This window comes from Vibrio genomosp. F6 (assembly GCF_005146325.1).
Lineage (GTDB): Bacteria > Pseudomonadota > Gammaproteobacteria > Enterobacterales > Vibrionaceae > Vibrio > Vibrio cortegadensis.
Genome location: NZ_SYUT01000024.1, coordinates 237,205 through 259,553, shown reverse-complemented (window position 1 = coordinate 259,553; position 22,349 = coordinate 237,205). Strand labels below are relative to the sequence as shown.

Below are 22,349 nucleotides of genomic sequence, written 5' to 3'. Positions count from 1 at the left end.
TAGTCTGAAACTTATCTTTCAATGGAAGCAACATCACAGTGTTATCGACTACATAGGCAAAGATCATTGAGCCAATAACACTTTCGTTTTCGAACATTACAGAATAATTTTCTATTATTTATACAACGTTAAATAGAGGCTTTTATGCGTCAACTACTCAGTAATCTATCCATAAAGGTGCAGGTCATTGTCCCTGTCCTTTTCACAGTTGTTCTTCTGCTTATTGGAATCACGTTTGGTGGTCAAAAATTAGAAGAAGCATTCAATGACGTTACAACATCGACTGAAGATGTCATCGTGTATAAAGACGGGCTGAGCACCATTGTCGACAATACCTATGCCATGCGTATCAGCGCAATTTACAGCTTATTTGATCCAAATGAAGTCGAGTTGCTTTCAGGAAAATTGAAGACAAATCAGCAAGCAAACCTAGATCAGCTTGATGTTCTGGACCGTGTTCCATCATTACAACCTGAAGTAAAAGCGATGCGTGAAGCGATGAATGCCTACGTCGACTACTCACGCAACACCATGATCCCTCTATTAAAAACCAAGCATTCCGCGACAAATTTAACGGACAGTTTCCAACAACAATACAATCGAGCATCGGCTGAATATCGCGATGCTGGTGCGAAGATGGTTAACGCGATTGACGCACTTTCAAATAAGTTAAACAGGATCTCTCTTGATGATTTACGCATCAATACCGAAAAACACACAAGTACTCTTAGCGCGATCACTATTGGCTTGATTGTTGTTCTTACCATTGCATTGATAAGCGGCTGGTTATTAGCAGGCATCATTGTGACTCCAATTCGCAAACTCCAAGGTACAATGCGAGAGATCGCCAAAGGTAACCTGCGTGTGAAAGCAGATATTGAAGGCAAGAATGAAATTACCGATCTCTGTCATGACGTAAACTCAACGGTTGAACAACTGCGTCATACTGTAGACTCCCTTATCCGCATCAGTGTTGAAGTAGCGTCTGCATCAACAGAATTGGCGGCGGTCATGACTCAATCAAGTGCCAATTCAGATCAAGAAAAGCAAGAAGTGGAACAAGTGGCTTCTGCGGTCAATGAATTAGAAAGCACGGCATCTAACGTAAACAGCAATGCCGTAGATGCCGATGCAGCATCAAAACGAGCCGATGAAAGTGCTTCACACAGCATGAAGTTATTTGAAGAGAGTAACCGCGCAAATGTGAAAATGGCAGACCAGTTGGGCGACGCTGCGGGTGTTGTTAGCTCATTGAAAGAACAGTCTGAAAAAATTGGCAATGTGATTGAAGTGATTCAAGGCATATCAGAACAGACGAACTTACTGGCGCTTAATGCGGCAATTGAAGCGGCTCGCGCAGGCGAAAGCGGCCGTGGATTTGCTGTCGTTGCTGATGAAGTTCGCTTACTAGCAGCAAGAACTCAATCATCAACACAAGAAATTCAGGCCATCATCGAAGAGCTCCAACATCAGTCTGGCTCAGCTAACGAGAGCATGATTTCAAGTTTAACCACGTTAGAAGAGAACCAACAGCTTGCAAATCAAGTGAACCACGCACTATCTGAGATTAGCGAATCAGTCGGTGATATTGCTTCGATTAATACTCAAGTTGCAACGGCAGCAGAAGAGCAAAGCCATGTAACAGCAGATATTAATCGCAACATTTCAAACATTTACGATTTAGTTAGTCAAAACGTAACTGGCGTCACTCAAGCAGCAGCGGCTAGCCATGAGCTATCCAACCTTGCTGAGAAGCAAAAACTGGAACTTGATTACTTTAAAGTTTAAGTAATACACATAAGAAAAAGCTAAACACTAGAAACAAAAAAACCGCCAAATTGGCGGTTTTTTTTAATTCAAACTCTACTCTTCTGCTGGCTTATCTACCGCAGGCTTCGCAGGTTTTTTCTTTGGAATAAAGACAGAATCACCCACTGCAACATTCTTATGGAAGCTCTTATCACGTTGAGTTGGTTTTTTCGGAGTCTGTGCTGATTTCGCTTTCGCTTTACCTTTTGCAGGGCCACCTTTCTTAAAGGCAGGCTTACGCGGGCGAAGACCTTTGAATTTACCTTTCAATCCTTCTAGTACAGAGAAAGCTAAATCTTGTTGTAGGTAGGTTTCTACACGCTTGAAGCTATCCCAATCTTTTGGTCCAACTAGAGAGATAGCATCCCCTTTATTACCAGCACGGCCAGTACGACCTACACGGTGAACATACTCTTCCGTATGCTTTGGCATATCGAAGTTGATAACATGGCTCACGTTTGGAATATCGATACCACGAGAAGCGACATCCGTAGTCACAAGGATCTTAAAGACTGCACGCTCAAATTGGCTCATGATCGCATTACGTTGAGTTTGGTTTAAATTACCACTCAGAGCGACGGCTTTAAGCTTCTTCTCGTTTAGCTTTTCAGTTAAACGATCAGTATCCACACGAGTTGCTGTAAAAATCATGACCTGACGGTATTCAGCTTCTTCAATAATACGGTCGAGGATTGCTTCTTTATGATCTAAGTGATCACAAAGATAGAATTTTTGAGTAATGTCTTTATGTTCTTCGTTCGAAACACCAACAGAAATACGTTTTGGTGAATCAAGCATTTCAGATGCAATATCATTAACTTCCGCGTGATCCAACGTTGCTGAAAACATTAACGTTTGACGACGACGGTGTTTTGCCGCTTTATGAATGCGTCGTAATTCAGGTGCAAAGCCTAAATCTAACATACGATCCGCTTCATCAAGAATAAGCGTATCGACACCATCTAAATGCAAAGAGCGGTGCTCAAGGTGATCGGCAAGACGACCAGGAGTAGCCACAATAAAGCGTGGGTATTTGCGTAACGCTTTAACTTGATCGTTAAAGTTTTCACCACCAAGAATTAGGGTCGCATCATAAGACAATCCACCCAGCATTGAGCGCAACTCACCGTAAACTTGTTTCGCCAGTTCACGTGTCGGAGCCAAAATCACACCACGAGGATCTCTTGCAGAAAATGCTTTATTTTTGAGAGCCTTATGCAGCATAGGTAAAACAAATGCTAAGGTTTTGCCTGATCCCGTCTTTGACGAAGCCAACAAATCTTTTCCTGCAATAACAACAGGAATCGCTTGTTGTTGGATCTTTGTCGCTTTTTTAAAGTCGTAGTGTTTCAGATTTTTAAGTAAGCGATTGTCTAGGCTTAAATCTTTAAAGTGCAATGGACTCTCCAGTCTTAATGATTCGATATAAAAATTGGTTAACACGATATGATAACGCAAAAGCAGCCATTATAGATAGAGATCACATAAAAATTATATGGAATTGAAAGTACCGCCTTCAGCCTCCCTCTGTTGATTCTCAGATATAAGAATGTTCAATATCTGAACGATACTTACTTCAACTATTGAACTTTTTATCATCAGATAACTAGGTGTATTGATAATTAGTCGCTACAATCAAGGTGATGCGACTATATGATGAAGAATGTATAGCGCGCGATTCGATACTTATTGAACAAGGAGTTCCTATGAACAAAATGTTACTTGCTGCTGCAACAACATCAGTACTACTTCTTGCTGGGTGTGCTTCAGGGCCAGATGAAGCGAGCATGGCAAAGATGGATGAACTAAATAACAAAGTGTCTCAACTAAGCCAAGAAGTGGCATCTCTTAAAGGTGAGCAAGCTGACGCTGAAATGAAGTCAAAAATGGCAGCGGACGCGGCAATGTCTGCACAAGAAGAAGCGGCTCGTGCAAATGAGCGTATCGATAACATTGCGCAGTCTTACACAAAATAAGCGTCCTTATTTTGTTCCAGCACCTGCTATTCAGTAGGTGCTGCTATTTCTACAGGCAAACCGTTTTGCGCCAAAATGACAGCCTTCGCTTTACTATCTGACAGTTGAAACTCTTCCAACCACCAATTTAACTCAATAGGAAGGGTAAGAGGTTGTTGCGTTCCATCACTGCGAGTTAATGGCTCATGAGCCTCAATAAACACGCTCCGATCCGGTTCAAGGGCGATTTTAATCGGCTGATTAATCACTTTCACTTTCTCGCCTTTACTTACCTTTTCAAAAAGCCACTTGATATCTTGAGGTTCCATACGAATACAACCAGAACTCACTCTCAAGCCAATACCAAACTCTTTATTAGTTCCATGGATCAAATAATCTCCAGCGCCATACCCAAGTCTCAAAGCAAACTCCCCTAACGGATTGTTGGGACCTGCCGGCACAACCGCGGGTAGCTCAACGCCTTTTGCTAAGTACTCATTGCGGATTGAGGTGGGAGGAGTCCAAGTCGGATTCGCTCTTTTTTGACTAATTTTCGTCTCCATTTCTGGTGTGTCGCGTCCAACCCTGCCAATGCCAACGGGGAAAACATGGACTTGATTCAGGGAAGGTTCAAAATAGTAAAGCCTCAATTCAGCAAGGTTAATGACAATACCTTTTCGCGGAACTTGAGGAAGTATCAGTTGTGAGGGGATAGTAAGTACATACCCTTCAAGGGGTAGGAAGGGATCAACGCCTTTGTTTGCAGCCATTAATGATAAAAAACCAACATCATATTGCTTGGCCACTTTGGCTAAGGTCTCGCCTTTTTCAACAACATGCAGTTGCAAACGACCAACGATATGGCTGTCATCTTCAGGTAACTCAAACGTGGCAGCATGGCTTCCATTTGTCACGCCTAAAATGAGTGTTAGTAGTAGCCCTAACGGTTTGAATCGCAGCATTTTTCGTTATTCCTTAGCACTTTATCTTTTACAAGGTTATCTCTCTTTCGACTGTTTTATCAACTATTGAGGCGAGATAGTTGATCTTACAAAGTGCTTCCCTGCATCCATACTGCTTAAATTCAGTCACTGCTCGCTATTTCTTCGGATGGCAGATACAGCTTATCAATAACGTCAGATACCGAGACTTCCTGCTCAGCGTGACTCATCCACGCTGTCAATATTGCGACTTGTTTATCTGCCAATGCTCGATTAGAAAAAAAGTGTACATGAGAAAAGCTGGTAACGGTTTCATGCTTGAGTAAAGCAGATACACTTTCTACCCCATCTAGCATAACCATGTAAAAACCCATTTCACTCAATTTCAAGCACGAAAGCCATGCCGGTATACTGCCAATCGGATCCAAATTGACAAATAAACATTTCCCTTTATGTGCCGCTTTCCTCTCCGCCTCAATAATTGAGATCAATCGCGTGAGCATAATTGACTGAAACAGGCTTTTTTGAATGGTTCGCTGCGGGCCTTTGACAAGCTCCAGCGCATCCAAAATAGGGAATACAAATTGCTCGGTCACGATGTCTAACGGGTACTCTTTTAATACCATGCTAACGATCGATTCTGCCTTCCCATTATTTAAAGAGGCTAATGCTGAGATCAATGTATCAACGTCTTCTAAAACCGGTGAGGTACTTGCTTGAGTTCCGGCCCCGGCACTATTTATCTGCTCAGATTCAAGCAGCGGTTTAACTTTCCCTATGGAGATGCCTTTCGCCAGCCAGCTTTGAATCGACTTAATCGTCTCTATGTTACCCTGCGTATAAAGCCTATGCCCCTTTTCGGTTCGTTGGGGCTTAATTAAATTGTAGCGTCGCTGCCACGCCCGAAGTGTCACGGGTTTAACTCCTGTTAACTCAGACACTTCGCGTATGGCATACAACTTATGATCTTCTGACTCACATTTTTCATGATCAGATTCATAGTGCATAGCGTAATCCTAGTTCTTGCGGATACGGTTGGAGATACTTTTGCTGTAGTAAATACGAGTCAGGAAACGCCTCTAAGTAGTGATTAATTAGAGTTAACGGTGCAAGGATCGGAAGCAAGCCGGTTCGGTATTGATCTATCACACGGCACAGTTCCGCTTTTTGCGTCCCAGTAAGCAGTGTTTTGAAATAGCCTTGGATATGCATCAGAACATTAGTATTGTTTTTTCTGCTTGCTCGATTTCTTATCGCTTGCATGAATTCAGTACGATAACGTTGGTAAAACTCATTCTCATCGTAATCTTTAATATGTGCCACCAAACGACCTAGTGATTTATATGACTCAGGATGGTGAGCCATCAAGCTCAATTTATAGCGAGAATGAAAAGCAACGATTTTTCCGGGCGTTGGATCGCCCCCCATCGAATCATAGAAATCTCGCAAGCTATAGACTCGTGTAATGAAATTCTCGCGTAATACAGGGTCTTGTAACCTTCCATCTTCTTCTACAGGCAACCACGGCATTTGCTCCATCAACTCTTGTGTAAATAAGCCAACACCATTTTTTTGCGCTTGGTTACCTTGGTAAACTTTTACACGCTCCATGCCGCATGTCGGAGAGTTAGCGCATACAACATAACCGCACAGCTCTTTTTTACCAAGATCTTGAACTTTCTGTTTCGAAAACTGAATCATATTGTCGGTATGGTCTTTCGAACTGTCTTGACTTTGCAGTAAGCGAATTCGCTCTTCGTCAGAAACCAACCGTATTGCCGGTCTTGGTGTCGGCATACCTATAGAAACTTCAGGACAAACGGGCACAAAAGAAAAATAGTCAACAAGATCCCGAGCAAGAAAATGATTTAATTTACTTCCTCCATCAAATCTGACTGGATTTCCAATGATACATGCACTCACTCCGATCTCAATATGCGACATAAACACCCCCAAAACTATACAAAATTAACCTACGTATAACTTATAGCATGCCAAAACTGATTGTACAAAAAATATTTTCGTACAACCACTATTAGTAATTCACACAGCAAATCGATTGCCTTACAACTTTCAACAAAAAGAGTTATCAATATTGGCAATGTAGTGCACCTTGCACTATTCTGTGATGAATGTCTCAAGGTAGGCCGTAATATCTAGCTATTATTGCTTCAACAGACAGAAACAGATTCAACAGAATTGGTGATTTGAATTTTAAATCCTTGTCACCACGATAAAAACTTTGGAGATACAACTATGGCAACCCCTCATATTAATGCTCAAGCTGGTGATTTCGCTGAAACAGTACTAATGCCAGGTGACCCACTACGCGCTAAATACATCGCAGAAACTTTTCTTGATGATGTAAAACAGGTATGTGACGTTCGTAATATGTTTGGTTACACAGGTACTTATAAAGGTAAAAAAGTATCAGTAATGGGTCACGGTATGGGTATCCCATCGTGCTGCATCTATGTTCACGAACTTATTGCAGAATTCGGTGTTAAAAATGTAATCCGTGTAGGTAGCTGTGGCGCTGTACGTGATGACGTTAAACTAATGGACGTTGTTATCGGTATGGGTGCTTCTACAGACTCTAAAGTGAACCGTATTCGTTTCAACAACCACGATTTCGCTGCAATTGCTGATTACGGTCTTCTAGAAGAAGCAGTAAGCCAAGCTCGTGCACAAGAAGTTCCAGTTAAAGTTGGTAACGTATTCTCTGCAGACCTTTTCTACACTCCTGAAGCTGACCTATTCGGCAAAATGGAAAAACTAGGTATCCTAGGTGTTGATATGGAAGCAGCGGGTATCTACGGTGTTGCTGCTGACTTAGGTGCAAAAGCACTGACAATCCTTACCGTTTCTGACCACATCATCCGTGGCGAAAAACTAAGCTCTGAAGATCGTCAAAAGTCATTCAATGACATGATGAAAGTTGCTCTAGAAACAGCAATCAACATCTAATAAAAATTCATTTTGCTGCTGAGGTAAAACTTGGCAGCCTGAATATCCCGAGGGGGCGATCGTGTCCAACGGCAAACTGCCAAAAGACGCAGATGGTTTACAACTCAACTTTTGTAAAACATTGGCGTGTGACAACTTTGGATTGAGCGACGCAAAACGTTACGTTTTGCAACATGCGAACCCTAAGCGTCCGGCGATGGTTTGTCGTGAGTGTGGAGCTTTCCCCCCCTTACTTAACAACCAAGAAGTTCTTAACGAGTTACATAGGTTAAGACAACTTCATAGTGATGGCCTTCCCGCTTGTCGTAACGGCGAGTGTGAGAACTTTGGTCTATCCGTTCACACCCACAAACACCTCTACCATGCTTTTGGTTTCAGTGGTGATCGTCAGCGATACCGTTGCAAACAGTGCCAATCCACGTTTGTTGACAAATGGTCTGGTATCAATAAAAAACTAGCCTTTCAAGAAAACTTACTTGGGTTGCTCTTTATGAGTTACTCCGTACGTGAAATCTGCCGAAAACTCTCAATCAACCCAAAGACGTTCTACGACCATGTTGACCATATTGCAAGTCGCTGCCGTCGTAAACTGGCGATGATCGATGCTCGTTGGGTAAATCATGCAGAATCATTTGAATTTGCTTCTCACTATATGCCATTGCAACCTAAAAGCAGTAATGGCGTATTATGGATTGCGACAGGCGAAGCCCACTCTGGCTACATTTTATGTCAACACGTAAACTACTCTTCTGGTGAAGAACCTGAAGGTTCAGTCGATCATGACCCTTACAGCACACCTTCACGGTTTGTCTCTCGAGACCACTCTTCAGAAGCGAATTTACCAACGCCGGCACCTTCACCTCTATTACGTGAAAGAATAGACCAACAGTATCAAACCATTTTGGCTCGTGGAAATGTCGAGGACCCAATGGGGAACCTCACAATATTCAACTATCCATCAAAAGGGGCACTTATTCGACCGCCTTATACGTCATATGCACATTTTCTACATGTGCTAGATATGTGTAACGAAAATAAGCGCGTTTCGATTTATATGCCACAAGATCCTGTTCTTCGTTCTGCCGCTCTTAGCGTATGCTTACCGCGAATATTGAGTCAAAACGTTGACTTAATGTATGTGGAAGAAGATAACGGCTGGAGCAACGATACTGAATTTGAAAAAACAGATATCGTGCATATGGGATGGTGGCGAGATCGTTGGGCAATATCCAATCAAGGCTCTGCTCATAAAGGCATTTGCTATCTTGCAGGTGAAAACCATGCGCCAAAACATTGGCTTAGCAAGGCGTCAGTAAAACAGACTGAGTTTTACCAGCAACGCTTCCAACTTCTTTTTGATAACTTCATAAACGAGCCAAGACGCAAGCTGCGCCCTGGAGGATTACTTCCTCTTCTCGATATATTCAGAGCTTGGCACAATTTATGCTACCAAGATAAGCATGGGCTTACAGCGGCACAAAGATTAGAGCTTACAGAGCATCCTCTCACATTAAAACAGCTCCTGTCTTAGTACTTTAAGGCTAGAATCTAATGATATGGCGAAAGTTTGTCGCTATCTCAATTCATCACTTTGCTGTATTAAGTGTGAGTCGGCACTAATTATTGTTGCTTAGACATCAAACTTTACCTTTATAAGTCCATAAATAGTGCTAATCGAGGAGCACGCTAATATAATGATCACATTATCAATATGTTCGGTAGTCATGGATATTACTTTTGGATAAAAATCAGTCTCTTTTAGAAATCGAAATAGAACAACTGAAATCACGCATTGATTCAGAGCCTAAAGATGCATTACGTATCGCTGAACAGTGCCTAGTTCGTTCAGAGCAGATTCTTTTTCAAGAAGGCGCTATCCAGTCATTAATGATTATGGCGCGATGCTATTGGTCTTTGATGGATTATAGGAAAGGCTTGAAAACCATCAAAGAAGCTTATTCTAAGCAAAGTCGCCTCGATACTGATAACTACCTCCCTGAAATCCTACACGTACATGCCTTGCAATATTGGGGGCAAGCCAAATACTACTCTGCGCAACAATTTTGGATTAATGCGTTAGAGCAATCTGCCCTTGTTGATGAAGTCGAAATTCAAATTGAATGTCTTATTGGGCTGGGCAACGTATGGCGAATCACTAACGAACATAAACTGGCCAGCTCAACCCACAAGCTTGCTGTCACCGTTGCAAATAGTGCTCGAATTGGCTGGCTTGAAGGTAAGGCTCGCATTCTTCTCGCATGGGACTATTACCTACTCAATAATTACGTTGAAATGCTATCAGTACTTGATGGTGCCCAGGATGCTTTGGAAGGTCATCAAGACAAAACATGGCAAGCTGAAGTATGGGATTTTAGAGGCTTAGCTTTACTTGGTCTTGAGCGGCTAGATGATGCTGAAATTGCAACGAAAAAAGCTCATGACCTTGCTCTGAAACACAATTTAACATGGATTAAAGCTCACTCATTTATCAGCAGAGCAAGGCTTGAACTATTAAAGAAAAAACCAAAAGAAGCTACAAAATTACTTTTGGATGCTGAACAATCGGCCTCTCTTTTTGATAATGGTGAACTTCTCAGTCAAATTTGCTTTCAACAATCTTTAGTCGCTGAAAAACAAGGTGATTTTGAAGCCGCACTGATCGCCTTTAAAAAATACCGCCAGCACTCTATTAAAATGCTCAATGAACAAACCATTCGAGTCAGCTTAGATAAAGCTCGAGGTTCGAAGCGCCAACTTGAGCAGCGTGCACGTAAGCTAATTAACAGAATCCGTGGTCAATACGAATATGACCCACAGAAACATTATTCAAACGTTGTTTCTGAAACATTCTGGTGGGAGCAATTGGTTCTATTTAAAACAGAACTTAAACACTCCAATCACGCCATAATTATGCTTCAACACTCTGATCCGGCTTATTTAGACGTATGTACAGAGATTGCTCATACACTGTGTAACCACAATGATCTGCTCTCTCGCTTAAGTAGCAAGCGCATTGCGATGCTAGTCTCGGAGAAAGGTGACGCGGCACACCAGCTATTTCTCGTTCTCAGTCAAATGATTGAAATCTACCCTTGGCATCGTAAAGGTTTAACAGGCGAACTACCAAAATTGACACTACAAGACATTCTCACTTTTCCATTCACCCTTGAGCAATTAGAAGAAAGCCAATAGAAGGTACTATCATGGAAACGCTACTCAACAAAATTTCCGATGCTGGCTTAGATCCTTCTTCCGTGTCTGGTGAAAATGCCATTATATTTTGGGAACATATCTGTAAACATATCGCGACGACAGGTAAAGAACGTGCTCATTGCTATTTAATCAGCGCAGAATACCGCGCAAAGTTAAAGCAACATAGCACCAGTATTGATGAACTTCGCCGTGCGCTTAACTTACTAAACATTCCCGAAGACGTCGATGATATTCTGACAATAAAAGCGAGTCTCAGTGAACGTTTAATGGATATTGGTGATTACACTTCAGCACTATCTGAATACATCAGCATCTCTAACATTGCTGTAGAACATGGCTTTATTGACGATTATGTCGCATCAATTTTAGGTATGGGGAACTTGTGCGATGCTTATGGTGACCACAGTCGCGCACTACGTTATTACCAAAAGATTGACAGTATTGATCATGCAATAAGTAGTCGGTCATTGAGACTTCGATACAAACTTCATATCGTTGCCTGTTACATCAACCTAAAACGCATCAACGCAGCCAACGACTTACTCTTAGAGTGTGAAGAGCTCAGTATTCTCGTCAGTGACAAAATTTTAGCCGGCCAAATTCGTCTCTACCAAGCCAAAATCTTTCGTCAGAAAAAACAGTATCACGATGCATTGCTCGCCCTATCAAAAGTCCAATACTCGATTAGCAGTGCTTCATCTAGTTGGTTATCCTTGATGATTCGTTTAGAGTTAGCATTATGTTTAAACTGCATAGATGGTAAGCAACAACTGGCCACTATCGTATTGAATACCACTCATAAACGTATAAAAATTCAATCTTCATCGGCGGTTGTAAAGAAGTTTTATGACACATTAAGCCACATCAGTGCCAGCCAAAATGAGTATCAAGAAGCACTTGAATATGAAAAAAAAGGCTACCGCATTGAATCTGATTTAATGAAGCATATTCCTATCAGTGAACTGGGAGCGACTCAGTTACGAAGGCTGTCTCGCTTTGAATTACAACTCAAGTTGATTCTTTCTGAGCAAGAAAACCGTGAGTTAAAAGAAACCACTGAAAATCAAAAGAATGCCGTTGCTCAACTACAGCAAGATGTATTTACAGACCCTCTGACAAATTTACACAACCGCCGTTGGTTAGATGTAAAACTAAAAGATTTACTCCTACACGACACTACGTTTTCATTAATGGTTGTCGATATTGACCATTTTAAGTCCATTAATGATGAGTTGAGCCACTTAGTCGGAGATAAAGCGATCGTCAGTGTTTCTAATGAACTCTCCTCCTACTTTAGATTCAGCGGTGCATCATGCGTTCGTTTTGGTGGAGAAGAGTTCCTTGTGATTTTAGAAAACGTCAACATGCAACAAGCCGAAATGCATGCCGAGAACTACCGTGAACGTATTTTCCAGTATGGATGGCATGAGATCCTAGGTGAGCGAGGACTCACTGTCAGTATCGGTATTACCTCGCACCGTGAAGGTGAAAATACACAACGCACCTTCTATCGAGCAGATAAAGCGCTATACAGAGCGAAAGCGAATGGGCGTAATCAAGTCTGTTTAGAAGAGTAAGGCTGGGCCTAGGATCAACTGGGTTCTAGGCCTTTCATTCACATTGCTCCGTTTCACTGATTATCTCCATACTCCGCCCCCTAAGCACCCAATGACATATCACCGTTACTGTTTTTCTTCTACCCAAAATATGAATTAGCGCATATGTCACAGTTCTTTTTGTTGATTATTTATATTTTACAACAAATACTTAACTAATATTATGTGAGACGTTTTCTTACTGTTTCACTAAACACAAGGATGCTGTATGTTTTTAGACTATTTTGCCCTTGGGCTCTTGATTTTTGTTGCTCTTGTGATTTTTTATGGTGTCATCGTCATACATGACATCCCATATGAGATTGCAAAAGAGCGAGACCACCCACACCAAGATGCGATTCATGTATCAGGCTGGGTAAGCCTATTTACCCTACATACGATTTGGCCATTTCTTTGGATTTGGGCAACATTATGGCGCAAAGATCGAGGCTGGGGATTTGCAAAAATAAAAGAAGAGCAACAAGATATTCATCACCGTGTAGACGTGTTGATAGATCAAGTTGCGGCACTTGAAAAAGAGCTCTCTGATATCAAAATCGCCCAATTCGCACCCTCGCAACCTGACTCGCAAGAGCGAGCCCAAGATTCTAGGCAAACGACCTTAGCATCATCTCAAACCGCACAACAAAATCAGGAGGATAAATAATGGACTTACTTCTGATAATGACCTATGCCGCTCTGTGTATCACGATATTTAAAGTATTTAAAATCCCACTAAACAAGTGGACGGTACCCACCGCGGTACTCGGCGGTGTTGTATTAATCGGTACTCTAATTTTGTTGATGAACTACAATCACCCTTTCACCCAAGTTGGTAACCAAGTGTTCACCACCACACCTGTCGTGTCTGGTGTTCGTGGGCGAGTTGTGGAAGTGCCAGTATTGCCGAACCAAGAGCTTAAGCAAGGAGATGTTCTATTTAGAATCGATCCCATTCCTTTTGAGGCTGAAGTGGCGAAAATTGAAGCCCAGATAAAACAAGCAAGCCAAGGTGCTCTGGGGCTAAAGTCTGATGTCTTTGAAGCCGAATCAGCAAAGATCAAAGCCGTTGCTGAAAAAGACAAAGCCAAGCGGGAGTTCTTACGTTATCAAAAAGGGTACGATAAAGGCGCATTCACTGAACAACAACTTGATACCCGCCGCCAAGCTTATAAAGCGGCCGAAGCGACTGTAAACGTCACACAAGCGAAACTTGATCAAGCTGAAATCGCGCTTAGCTCAGAGATTGGTGGTGAAAATACCGCTGTTGCAAAATTACTGGCCGACCTTCAGCAAGCAGAGTTCAATTTAGATCAAACGATTGTCAGAGCACCCACTGATGGCTATGTGACTCAACTGGCCCTAAGACCTGGTGTAATGGCGGTTCCCCTGCCTTTGGCACCTGTTGCGACCTTTGTCCACACTGAAGAAAAAATCTATACTGCCGCCTTTAGACAAAATTCATTACAGCGCTTGCAACCTGGTTTTGCTGCTGAGTTCCTATTCAGAGCGCTTCCTGGAAAAGTCTTTCAGGGTGAGATTATTGATGTGCTCCCTGCTATAGGTGAGAGCCAATTTCAAGCTCGTGGAACTTTGGTTGGAACGGAAGCTTTACGTACCAATGGTCGTGTACTGGTGAAATTGAAAGTCAATGATGACCTGTCAGATTACCATTTACCGCTCGGTACCGCGGTCGAAGTGGCTGTTTATTCCGATAGCTTTACTCATGTCTCCATCATGCGGAAAGTGTTAATACGAATGAAAAGCTGGCAAAACTATTTGTATTTAGACCATTAGTTGCATTTAGACCATTACTTGTATTTAAAGCATTAGTTGTATTTAAACCATTAGTTGTACTTAGACATTAGTGACGTCTAGACCACTAGCGATGTCTAAACTACTTGCTACGCCTCTCGGTAACTCAATCGGTTTAAATACAAACATTCTGAAAAAATGTATACGGCAGCTGACATTCAGCTGCCTTTTTTTATTTTTAGACATCTAGACACATAGGTTCCCTTGGGTGTCAGTTGTCCTGTATAATGCGCGGCTTATTTTTCTATTTGTTTATTATTTAATCTCAATAGAAAAATGCAAATAAAAGCAGATCCATTCCGCTCTTTAAAAAGAACATTTTAGTAATTAAGGTTATCTATGAATCTTTCAGCAAAAACCGTGGTTGTTATCGCAATTGGCGCAGCCCTTTACGGTATTGGCGGCTTGCCAATGTTTGGCGTACCAGTCTTTGCCAACACTACACTTAAACCAGCAATGGCAGTTTTAGCCCTTTTCTCTGTACTTTTTGGGCCATTAGTCGGTTTTTTAGTTGGGTTCATCGGTCACTGGGTCACTGACCTTTTTGCAGGTTGGGGCGTCTGGATCACTTGGGTTCTTGGCTCAGGCATTGTTGGTTTAGTCATTGGCTTTTTCCCTAAATTGACTCAAAACCGCATTGAGAAAGGCGACTTTAATCATAAAGATTTCATTCTATTTGTTTTACTTGCTCTAGTCGGTAACATCGCAGGCTACGGATGTTCAGCGTTCCTCGATACCATTTTATATGCAGAACCATTTACTAAAGTGTTTACTCAGTTATCGATTATTGCTGCTGGGAACACCGTTCTTATCGCTATCGTTGGTTACTTCATACTTAAATCTGTGGCGAAAAGAAACAAACAAAGCCGTAACCTAACTGAGGCGTAAACGGCAATGACAATAGAATTTTCGAACTTCTCTTTTAGATATGAGTCGCTGGATAAACCGACGCTAAAAAATATCAATCTACGGATAGAGCAAGGGGAGAAAATCGTCATTATTGGTCCAAGTGGTAGCGGTAAATCAACACTTGGCCAATGTTTAAATGGTCTGATTCCACATGCAATAAAAGGCGAAATATCGGGCACACTATCGCTCAATAATCACGATACTCGTCATTTCGACATGCATGAATTTACCGAACAAATTGGAACCGTATTACAAGATACGGATAGTCAGTTTGTTGGGCTTAGTATTGGTGAAGATATCGCGTTTGCTCTGGAAAACCAGCAGATGGCGACCAATGAAATGCACAGTATTGTCACCAATACTGCGAAAATGGTCGATCTTGATGAGATGCTCGATCACTCTCCACATGATCTTTCTGGTGGGCAGAAGCAGCGAGTTTCACTTGGTGGTGTTCTCGTTGATGATGTCGACACACTTTTGTTCGATGAACCATTGGCAAGCTTAGATCCAAAAACGGGTAAAGCGACGATTGAAATCATTGATCAACTGCATAAGAGCACTCACAAAACCATCATCATTATTGAACATCGCTTAGAAGATGTCTTACATCGCCATGTTGATAGAATTATATTGATGGAGCAAGGTGAAATCGTTGCTGACTGCACGCCGAATGAGCTGCTTGCTTCACCTCTTTTAGGGCAACATGGTATCCGTGAACCGCTCTATTTATCAGCACTAAAAGCGGCAAACTCTTCAATTAGTGCTGACGAAAACTTATCGTCACTCGTGTCATTCAATATCGAGAAACACCAGCAAACACTGAATAATTGGTTTAATGCTCGCCCAGAAACAACACCTACGCCCTACACTGAGCCACTTCTATCGATTCAAGATCTGACTTACTCTTATGATGGTGAGAAGAACGCCCTTCAAGACGTTTCCTTTCAAGTCAACAGAGGCGAGTTTGTCTCTATCTTAGGCAAAAATGGATCAGGTAAGTCCACCATAACTAAGCTTATCATGGGGGTTATCGATCCTGATGAAGGCAACATATCACTTAATGGGATCAATCTAGATACTCTATCTATTTTTGAGCGAAGCCAGAAAGTTGGCGTAGTCATGCAAAACCCAAATCACATGATTTCGCACCATATGATCGTCGATGAGATTGCTTTCGGTTTACGTAACCGAGGAGTGAGTGAAGAGCAAGTTCAAGAGAAAGTCATGCACATATTAGAACTATGTGGATTAAGCAAGTATCGCAATTGGCCAATCGAAGCTCTGAGTTACGGGCAGAAAAAGCGTGTCACTATCGCGTCTATCTTGGTTCTTGAGCCTGAACTTCTGATTTTAGATGAGCCAACCGCAGGTCAAGACTATCGAAATTACACCTCAATGCTGGCATTCATTCAAAAGCTAAACCGTGAGTTGGGTATTACTGTGGTTATCATTTCTCATGATATGCATTTAGTTTTGGAGTACACCACCCGCTCTATCGTATTTTCTGACAGCAAACTGATAGCAGATGCTCCAATGACACAAGTGTTCAGCCAACCAGCGCTACTGGATAGTGCAAACTTAGCAACAACGAGCTTATACGAACTCGCACTTAAGGTGGGTATCACCCAAACGGACGCATTTATGCAGCACTTCATTCAACATGAAAGAGGTCAGCATGAAAGCATCTAAAATGAAATTTGGTATTAACTACATTAATACCAACTCCCCTTTGCATGCTCTAAATGGCATCACTAAATTCATCCTATTTTTGGCATGGGTAACGGTAGTTCTCACTACATTTGACTTGCGTATGATCACAGGCTTGTTAGTGGTTGGATTGGGGCTATTAAAAATGACCAAAGTCCCAGTACAAGTATACAAACCACTTCTCATAGGCACGGCGAGCGTATTGCTACTCAACGCCCTATTTATGTATTTGCTCGCACCGAGTCAAGGGACTGAATTCATGGGCAGTGAAACCATACTGCTTGCTCTACCGGGCGGTTATTCGCTGACACAAGAGACACTGTTTTATTTGTTAACGGTGACTCTAAAATACTTCAGCATGTTCCCTATCGCTTTGGTGTTTGTGTTTACAACCCACCCAACGGAATTCGCGGCAAGCCTAAATCGCTTAGGTGTGCCATACAAGATTGCTTATGCCGTGAGTTTAACGCTGCGTTATTTGCCAGAAGTAAAGAAAGACTTTGTCAATATTATGCATGCTCAGCAAGCACGTGGAGTGGAGTTATCGAAAAAAGCCCCCTTTTTCACTCGAATGAAAAACGTGGCCAAAATTCTGGGTCCGCTGATTTTTTCTAGTTTAGACAGAGCAGATGAAATATCGAATGCGATGACACTACGTGGGTTTGGTCGTCACAAGTCACGGACATGGTATAGCCTGAAAGCTATGACTAAAACCGACTATATTCTATTGGCTATAATCGGCATTACCGTTATGTTAGCCATTACCAAACGAGTTATCGAGCCAACCCTATTTTGGTACCCATTCTAATGGCGTTCGCTCCATCCTTATAAGAACGAAAACAGGCCGTATAAACATGCGGCCTTTTTCATACGCCTTCACTTTGCATGCCTCCTTTAAGACTGTTCAAACATCATCCAATGCTTACTCTTATTATTGAAAGCAAAACTTTCATCGCATTTATAAATGAAAAATAGAGTAAGCAATCAAATTTTTACTACCTCGATCACTTTTTAATGTAACTAATTGATTTATAAAAACGCCATTATTAAATCAATAAGGTTCTCTGATGAAACTCAATCACACTCTTCTTGCATTATCTGTTGGCTTTTGCCTGCATGGCGCACAAGCTATTGCCCAAGACTCTTTTGAGCTCACTGTCGCGCACGTCAACGATACTCACTCTGCATTTGATGCGGTTAAATCAAGCTTCAAAGTAAATGAAGAACTTGTTTACAATGAATTTGGTGGTTACCCACGAGTTTACCAAGAGTCACTCGCTTATAAGCAACAAGCAAAAGACGCTAACGATAGCTTCCTATTTCTTCATGGTGGTGATGCATTCCAAGGCAGCGCTTACTTCAAGCTTAACCACGGTGCGATGAATGCCGATTTGCTTAACAAGATGGGCATCGATGCAATGGCTATGGGTAACCATGAATTTGATCTTGGTACTGAAAAGCTTGCTGAGTTTGTTTCATCTATCAATTTCCCAATGCTAGCAGCCAATATCGATATCGAAGGTGACGAGTATTTAAACGGCAACAAAAATATCCAGCCGTACCTGATTTACCAATTTGACGGCAACAAAAAAACTCAAATCACAGACATGACAAGCGTTAAAAAAGGCGACGACTTAGTTGGCGTTATTGGCTTGGCTCTGGATGATATGAAAGATATCGCCAGCAAAACGGGCGGCGTTGAATTTTCAGACATGGTGATATCGGCTCAAGCAAGTGTCGATAAATTGAAAGCGATGGGCATTACTAAAGTCGTCGCGGTCACTCATATTGGCAATGCAAAGGATGTTGAATTAGCGTCAAAAGTTAACGGTATTGATTTAATTGTCGGTGGTCACTCTCATACTTTACTTGGTGATTTCACAAACCTAGGTAAAGCCGATAACGGAACATACGCAAACCTTGTTGCTAACCCTGATGGCGGTAAAACATGTATCGTTCAAGCGGGTGAATCAGCGCAGGCTATCGGTCTTGTAAAGGCAAACTTCAATGATCAAGGTGCCATCACCAGCTGTAATGGCCACAATACTCTATTAAGTAACGATGAGTTCTATGGCGATAAATATCGCACCAACAAACTCGCGGCCAAAGAGACGAAAAAAGTTGAAACATTCATCGATAACACCAAAAACATTACGATCACAGAAGAGAACAGCGAATTACGTAAGCTGATTGATCAAAAATACCAACCTCACCTAAATGAAGCTTATGGTGATGTGATCACTTTTGTTCCAGATACAATTAACCACGAAAGACGTCCAAATGATGGCGGAACCGATGCTCATGGTTCAGATGTCGCACCGATTGTAGCGTGGGGTCAATACGCTTGGGCTGCTTCTGATGAAGTCGCTAAGGTTGCTGGCATCAAAGCTGATCTATCACTAGTCGGTGCAGGTGGCGTACGTCAAGATATCGCGTTTGGTGATTTACGCGAAGGAAATATCTCTCTTGAGCTGCTTCCTTTCTCTAATGCTTTATCTATTGTTCCAATGAGCGGTGAGAACATTAAGGCATTGATCAGCTCAAGCATTACAGCAACCCTTCCTGAAGGTGCACATGCTGGTAAATTCCCTTACGGCGGTAACCTTCGTTACACCTTTGATGAAACCATCTCTGGTGTTGAAGGAAAGCTGAGCTCAATTGAAATCAATACCGGTACACCTTCTTCACCAAAATGGGTCGCTGTGCAAGACAAAGAGACCTATAACGTCGCGATGGATGCTTACCATGCAACGGGTAATGACGGATGGGGCATTGTATTTGATTCTCAAACAGAGAAATCAGGACGTGTTGACCTCGCTTACGTAGACGGAAACTTAACTGCTTTCCCTGTCTCCAAACTAGAGCTTAAAGAGAAGATGAAAAAAGGCAAAATGGTCATGAGAAAGTCAGTCGTGTACCAAGGCCAAGCTCTTAACTGTAAAGCTGAGAACGTGAAGTGTAATACCGATGCTCAATCGGTTGTTGAAACCCTAACACCACTCAAATCATTAACGCCATTAAGCTACGAAACCGTGACGTTCAATCGCGCTAAATAACGATACAGTCACCACGCGGAATAGTTTCATTTTCGCTATGCATTGACTGTTAGATACAAAAAACCAGTGGCATAGGTCACTGGTTTTTCTTTACTCAAATAGTAATTGAATCGCAGCCGTCCGATCTATTTAATTCCAACTAAACCGTCTTACTTCATTACCTGCTTTGGGGTGTACAGGAATATTCAAAGAAAGAACCAGTGACAAGCCAGCCATAACCGCACCGATATAAAAAACACTTGATGGCGATACCAACCAAATTAAGCCAAAAGTGACAGGAATCACCACGGCCGCAATATGGTTTATCGTAAACGACACCCCAGCCGTCGAAGCCATGTCTGCCGGATCCGCAATTTTTTGGAAGTACGTTTTAATCGCTAAAGCCAAAGCAAAAAAGAGGTGATCGACCACATATAAGGCCGCAGCCCACTCAGCGCTCTTAACTAATCCATAGCCGATGAACACAAAAATCAGCCCAATGTATTCAAACATTAGCGCTTTTCGCTCGCCGACAATACCGATTATTTTGCCGATTTTCTTAGCAAACAAAAAATTGAACAGGTAGTTAATCAAAAATAGAAGCGTAATATCAGCCGCGGAGTAACCAAACTTTTCGACCATCAAGAACCCAGCAAAAACGGTGAAAATTTGGCGGCGAGCCCCACTCATAAAGGTTAATGCATAATAGAGCCAATAACGCTTTCTCAAAACCAACTTCTTATTCTGTGGTGTTTCTGTTTTAAACTCAGGAAAACTAACGGCAATCACAACCACCAGAATGAACGCGATGCCACCAGTGATCATATAAACCCACTTAAAATCTAGCTGAAATACTTCAAGCATCACCCATAGCGCACCATAAGTGCATAGCGAAGCCAAAGCCCCAATAGAGATGAGCTTACCCAACATTTCGGGAGCTTCCTCTTTCGAGAGCCATTGCAGCGACAACGACTGTTTCAATGTTTCGAAATAGTGAAAGCCCACAGACATCAGTAGTGTCGTACAGAGCAACCCGGTCACCGATGGAAAGAGCCCTGTAATCGCAACGCCAACCGCTAACATCATCAATGCGATGATCATAAATTTCTGTTCACGTAGAAATAACAGCACAAACACTGCGGTAAAAGCTAAAAAACCTGGGATCTCCCTGACACTTTGCAACAGACCAATATCAGCGCCGCTAAAGTTTGCACGTTCAATAACAAAATTATTCAGCAGCGCCATCCAACTAGCAAATGCGATAGGGACAATAATTGAGATGATTAAGAGGAAATTTTGTGGCGTTTTCCAAGTAGCCTGTTGAGGAGGGCTATGCATGACTCTTCCTTGCTTTAAAAAAATGATCATACTCTCAGTAACGAATAATTAACAATGCTTATTTAACGCTATTCATTTCATCAAGTTACCGCTACATTATTGGTTATTTGATCACTTTGGAGCAAGAATATGGAAATAATAATTCGTCCTAGCGACATCAAAGATGCATCTGGACTATGTGAACTTTACTCACAACCGCTTGCTCAGAGCCAAACCTTACAATTGCCACTTCCAACACTGAGTTCATGGCAAAAAAGGCTAACCGATATACCGGAAGGCGTTTACAGCTACGTTGCAGAAGTTGATGGCAAGATAGTAGGTAATATTGGATTCCAACACTCCCAAAGACCTAGGACTAAGCATTGTGCGAGTTTTGGACTTGGTGTGCATGATGATTATCACGGCTTAGGCATTGGCCGACAACTCATTGAAACCGTCATTGAGCTGGCAGATAACTGGCTCAATGTTCATCGAATTCAGATTGAGGTCAATACTGACAACGAGAAAGCCATTGGCCTATATAAAAAATTAGGCTTTGTGATAGAAGGAAAAGCTATCGATTCTTGCTTCCGTCATGGGGAATATATTGATACTTACTTCATGGCAAGAGTAAAGAACAAACTCTAGCCATACTTTATCCCCCCGTAGGTCATCCTATCGGGGGGAGCACTCATTTTTATTACTTCAGTTCTTATTACTTCGGTTCTTATTACTTGGCTAGCAAATGAGACCACTGAGTGTGCTTATTCATATAATGAACCACATAGCTACATTCCGGTATCACCGTAAACTCTAAGCGTTCAATTTCAGCCAATGCCTTTTCCATCATCACCTTGCCATACCCCTTGCCTTGTAGCTCATCAGGGACTCTTGTTGACGTGATCGTGATGACACTATTGTCTCGTTTGTACTTAACCGTTGCGTGCATTCCTTGCTCTAAATCGACCAAAAAACATTCACCGTCAATGTCATGTGTCACGTTATGCATGCTAAACCTCCAAGTTTTCTAATTTATCGAATGCGCTTATTGTAAATATTCATGTCAAAACTTAATATCAATTAGCT

Annotated in this window: 19 protein-coding genes; 13 read left to right on the top strand and 6 right to left on the bottom strand. The window is 42.0% G+C overall.

Translation table 11 applies throughout. The features are described 5' to 3' along the window. The first annotated feature begins 144 nt into the window (after window positions 1–144). On the top strand, window positions 145–1,788 hold the full coding sequence (locus tag FCV43_RS10015) for a methyl-accepting chemotaxis protein (RefSeq protein WP_136995077.1): 1,644 nt from the start codon (window positions 145–147) through the stop codon (window positions 1,786–1,788). Between the two features lie 75 nt (window positions 1,789–1,863). On the opposite strand, the gene FCV43_RS10010 is transcribed toward FCV43_RS10015, so the two are convergent. After that, on the bottom strand, window positions 1,864–3,207 hold the full coding sequence (locus FCV43_RS10010) for a DEAD/DEAH box helicase (RefSeq protein ID WP_113798469.1): 1,344 nt from the start codon (window positions 3,205–3,207) through the stop codon (window positions 1,864–1,866). Between the two features lie 308 nt (window positions 3,208–3,515). On the opposite strand from FCV43_RS10010, the gene FCV43_RS10005 reads away from it, so the two are divergent. Continuing rightward, window positions 3,516–3,785 (top strand): Lpp/OprI family alanine-zipper lipoprotein, encoded by a 270-nt coding sequence (locus tag FCV43_RS10005; RefSeq protein WP_017054384.1) that lies wholly within the window; start codon window positions 3,516–3,518, stop codon window positions 3,783–3,785. Between the two features lie 26 nt (window positions 3,786–3,811). Here FCV43_RS10005 and FCV43_RS10000 read toward each other — a convergent pair whose 3' ends face one another. The 3 genes from FCV43_RS10000 to FCV43_RS09990 all read right to left on the bottom strand — a co-directional run bounded on the left by FCV43_RS10000 (window position 3,812) and on the right by FCV43_RS09990 (window position 6,649). After that, window positions 3,812–4,726 (bottom strand): L,D-transpeptidase family protein, encoded by a 915-nt coding sequence (locus FCV43_RS10000; RefSeq protein WP_136995076.1) that lies wholly within the window; start codon window positions 4,724–4,726, stop codon window positions 3,812–3,814. Between the two features lie 122 nt (window positions 4,727–4,848). Next, window positions 4,849–5,712 (bottom strand): MerR family transcriptional regulator, encoded by an 864-nt coding sequence (locus tag FCV43_RS09995; RefSeq protein WP_136995075.1) that lies wholly within the window; start codon window positions 5,710–5,712, stop codon window positions 4,849–4,851. After that, the gene (locus FCV43_RS09990) at window positions 5,702–6,649 is read right to left on the bottom strand and encodes a YbgA family protein (RefSeq protein WP_113798475.1); all 948 of its coding nucleotides are present in this window, start codon (window positions 6,647–6,649) and stop codon (window positions 5,702–5,704) included. The genes FCV43_RS09995 and FCV43_RS09990 overlap by 11 nt, the downstream gene beginning before the upstream one ends. A 312-nt stretch (window positions 6,650–6,961) precedes the next feature. Here FCV43_RS09990 and deoD point away from each other — a divergent pair, with 312 nt between their 5' ends. From deoD to FCV43_RS09940, 10 genes are all read left to right on the top strand, one after another. Next, entirely contained in the window at window positions 6,962–7,672 is a 711-nt protein-coding gene (gene deoD, locus FCV43_RS09985; protein ID WP_017054380.1) for a purine-nucleoside phosphorylase, read from the top strand. 61 nt (window positions 7,673–7,733) lie between these two features. After that, a complete protein-coding gene (locus FCV43_RS09980) occupies window positions 7,734–9,203 on the top strand; it encodes an IS1 family transposase (protein WP_113798477.1) in 1,470 nt (489 codons plus the stop codon). Window positions 9,204–9,409: 206 nt separating this feature from the next. Next, window positions 9,410–10,864: a hypothetical protein gene (locus tag FCV43_RS09975; protein WP_113798479.1), complete on the top strand. Its 1,455-nt coding sequence runs from the start codon at window positions 9,410–9,412 to the stop codon at window positions 10,862–10,864. An 11-nt stretch (window positions 10,865–10,875) separates the two neighbouring features. Beyond that, complete coding sequence (locus tag FCV43_RS09970; RefSeq protein WP_136995074.1) at window positions 10,876–12,462, top strand: GGDEF domain-containing protein; 1,587 nt, start codon at window positions 10,876–10,878, stop codon at window positions 12,460–12,462. Window positions 12,463–12,709: 247 nt separating this feature from the next. Beyond that, window positions 12,710–13,147 (top strand): DUF3302 domain-containing protein, encoded by a 438-nt coding sequence (locus FCV43_RS09965; RefSeq protein ID WP_113798483.1) that lies wholly within the window; start codon window positions 12,710–12,712, stop codon window positions 13,145–13,147. After that, window positions 13,147–14,277 (top strand): HlyD family secretion protein, encoded by a 1,131-nt coding sequence (locus tag FCV43_RS09960; protein ID WP_136995073.1) that lies wholly within the window; start codon window positions 13,147–13,149, stop codon window positions 14,275–14,277. Before FCV43_RS09965 ends, FCV43_RS09960 begins: the two co-directional genes overlap by 1 nt. A 357-nt stretch (window positions 14,278–14,634) precedes the next feature. Next, on the top strand, window positions 14,635–15,183 hold the full coding sequence (locus FCV43_RS09955) for an ECF-type riboflavin transporter substrate-binding protein (RefSeq protein WP_017054374.1): 549 nt from the start codon (window positions 14,635–14,637) through the stop codon (window positions 15,181–15,183). A gap of 6 nt (window positions 15,184–15,189) precedes the next feature. After that, complete coding sequence (locus FCV43_RS09950; RefSeq protein WP_136995072.1) at window positions 15,190–16,893, top strand: ABC transporter ATP-binding protein; 1,704 nt, start codon at window positions 15,190–15,192, stop codon at window positions 16,891–16,893. Next, a complete protein-coding gene (locus tag FCV43_RS09945) occupies window positions 16,880–17,719 on the top strand; it encodes an energy-coupling factor transporter transmembrane component T family protein (RefSeq protein ID WP_017054372.1) in 840 nt (279 codons plus the stop codon). The genes FCV43_RS09950 and FCV43_RS09945 overlap by 14 nt, the downstream gene beginning before the upstream one ends. 259 nt (window positions 17,720–17,978) lie before the next feature. Next, window positions 17,979–19,967, top strand: a complete 1,989-nt coding sequence (locus tag FCV43_RS09940) for a bifunctional metallophosphatase/5'-nucleotidase (protein WP_136995071.1) — start codon at window positions 17,979–17,981, stop codon at window positions 19,965–19,967. Between the two features lie 129 nt (window positions 19,968–20,096). On the opposite strand, the gene FCV43_RS09935 is transcribed toward FCV43_RS09940, so the two are convergent. Next, window positions 20,097–21,284, bottom strand: a complete 1,188-nt coding sequence (locus tag FCV43_RS09935) for an MFS transporter (RefSeq protein WP_136995070.1) — start codon at window positions 21,282–21,284, stop codon at window positions 20,097–20,099. A gap of 129 nt (window positions 21,285–21,413) precedes the next feature. Here FCV43_RS09935 and FCV43_RS09930 point away from each other — a divergent pair, with 129 nt between their 5' ends. Further along, window positions 21,414–21,911 (top strand): GNAT family N-acetyltransferase, encoded by a 498-nt coding sequence (locus FCV43_RS09930; RefSeq protein ID WP_136995069.1) that lies wholly within the window; start codon window positions 21,414–21,416, stop codon window positions 21,909–21,911. An 82-nt stretch (window positions 21,912–21,993) separates the two neighbouring features. On the opposite strand, the gene FCV43_RS09925 is transcribed toward FCV43_RS09930, so the two are convergent. Continuing rightward, entirely contained in the window at window positions 21,994–22,272 is a 279-nt protein-coding gene (locus FCV43_RS09925; RefSeq protein WP_136995068.1) for a GNAT family N-acetyltransferase, read from the bottom strand. Window positions 22,273–22,349: the final 77 nt, after the last annotated feature.

Excerpts from the sequence above, each read along its gene's own strand:
- FCV43_RS10015 (WP_136995077.1), top strand. The coding sequence starts at position 145 with ATGCGTCAACTACTCAGTAATCTATCCATAAAGGTGCAGGTCATTGTC.
- FCV43_RS10005 (WP_017054384.1), top strand. The coding sequence starts at position 3,516 with ATGAACAAAATGTTACTTGCTGCTGCAACAACATCAGTACTACTTCTT.
- FCV43_RS10000 (WP_136995076.1), bottom strand. The coding sequence starts at position 4,726 with ATGCTGCGATTCAAACCGTTAGGGCTACTACTAACACTCATTTTAGGC.
- FCV43_RS09995 (WP_136995075.1), bottom strand. The coding sequence starts at position 5,712 with ATGCACTATGAATCTGATCATGAAAAATGTGAGTCAGAAGATCATAAG.
- FCV43_RS09990 (WP_113798475.1), bottom strand. The coding sequence starts at position 6,649 with ATGTCGCATATTGAGATCGGAGTGAGTGCATGTATCATTGGAAATCCA.
- deoD (WP_017054380.1), top strand. The coding sequence starts at position 6,962 with ATGGCAACCCCTCATATTAATGCTCAAGCTGGTGATTTCGCTGAAACA.
- FCV43_RS09970 (WP_136995074.1), top strand. The coding sequence starts at position 10,876 with ATGGAAACGCTACTCAACAAAATTTCCGATGCTGGCTTAGATCCTTCT.
- FCV43_RS09965 (WP_113798483.1), top strand. The coding sequence starts at position 12,710 with ATGTTTTTAGACTATTTTGCCCTTGGGCTCTTGATTTTTGTTGCTCTT.
- FCV43_RS09960 (WP_136995073.1), top strand. The coding sequence starts at position 13,147 with ATGGACTTACTTCTGATAATGACCTATGCCGCTCTGTGTATCACGATA.
- FCV43_RS09955 (WP_017054374.1), top strand. The coding sequence starts at position 14,635 with ATGAATCTTTCAGCAAAAACCGTGGTTGTTATCGCAATTGGCGCAGCC.
- FCV43_RS09950 (WP_136995072.1), top strand. The coding sequence starts at position 15,190 with ATGACAATAGAATTTTCGAACTTCTCTTTTAGATATGAGTCGCTGGAT.
- FCV43_RS09945 (WP_017054372.1), top strand. The coding sequence starts at position 16,880 with ATGAAAGCATCTAAAATGAAATTTGGTATTAACTACATTAATACCAAC.
- FCV43_RS09940 (WP_136995071.1), top strand. The coding sequence starts at position 17,979 with ATGAAACTCAATCACACTCTTCTTGCATTATCTGTTGGCTTTTGCCTG.
- FCV43_RS09935 (WP_136995070.1), bottom strand. The coding sequence starts at position 21,284 with ATGCATAGCCCTCCTCAACAGGCTACTTGGAAAACGCCACAAAATTTC.
- FCV43_RS09930 (WP_136995069.1), top strand. The coding sequence starts at position 21,414 with ATGGAAATAATAATTCGTCCTAGCGACATCAAAGATGCATCTGGACTA.
- FCV43_RS09925 (WP_136995068.1), bottom strand. The coding sequence starts at position 22,272 with ATGCATAACGTGACACATGACATTGACGGTGAATGTTTTTTGGTCGAT.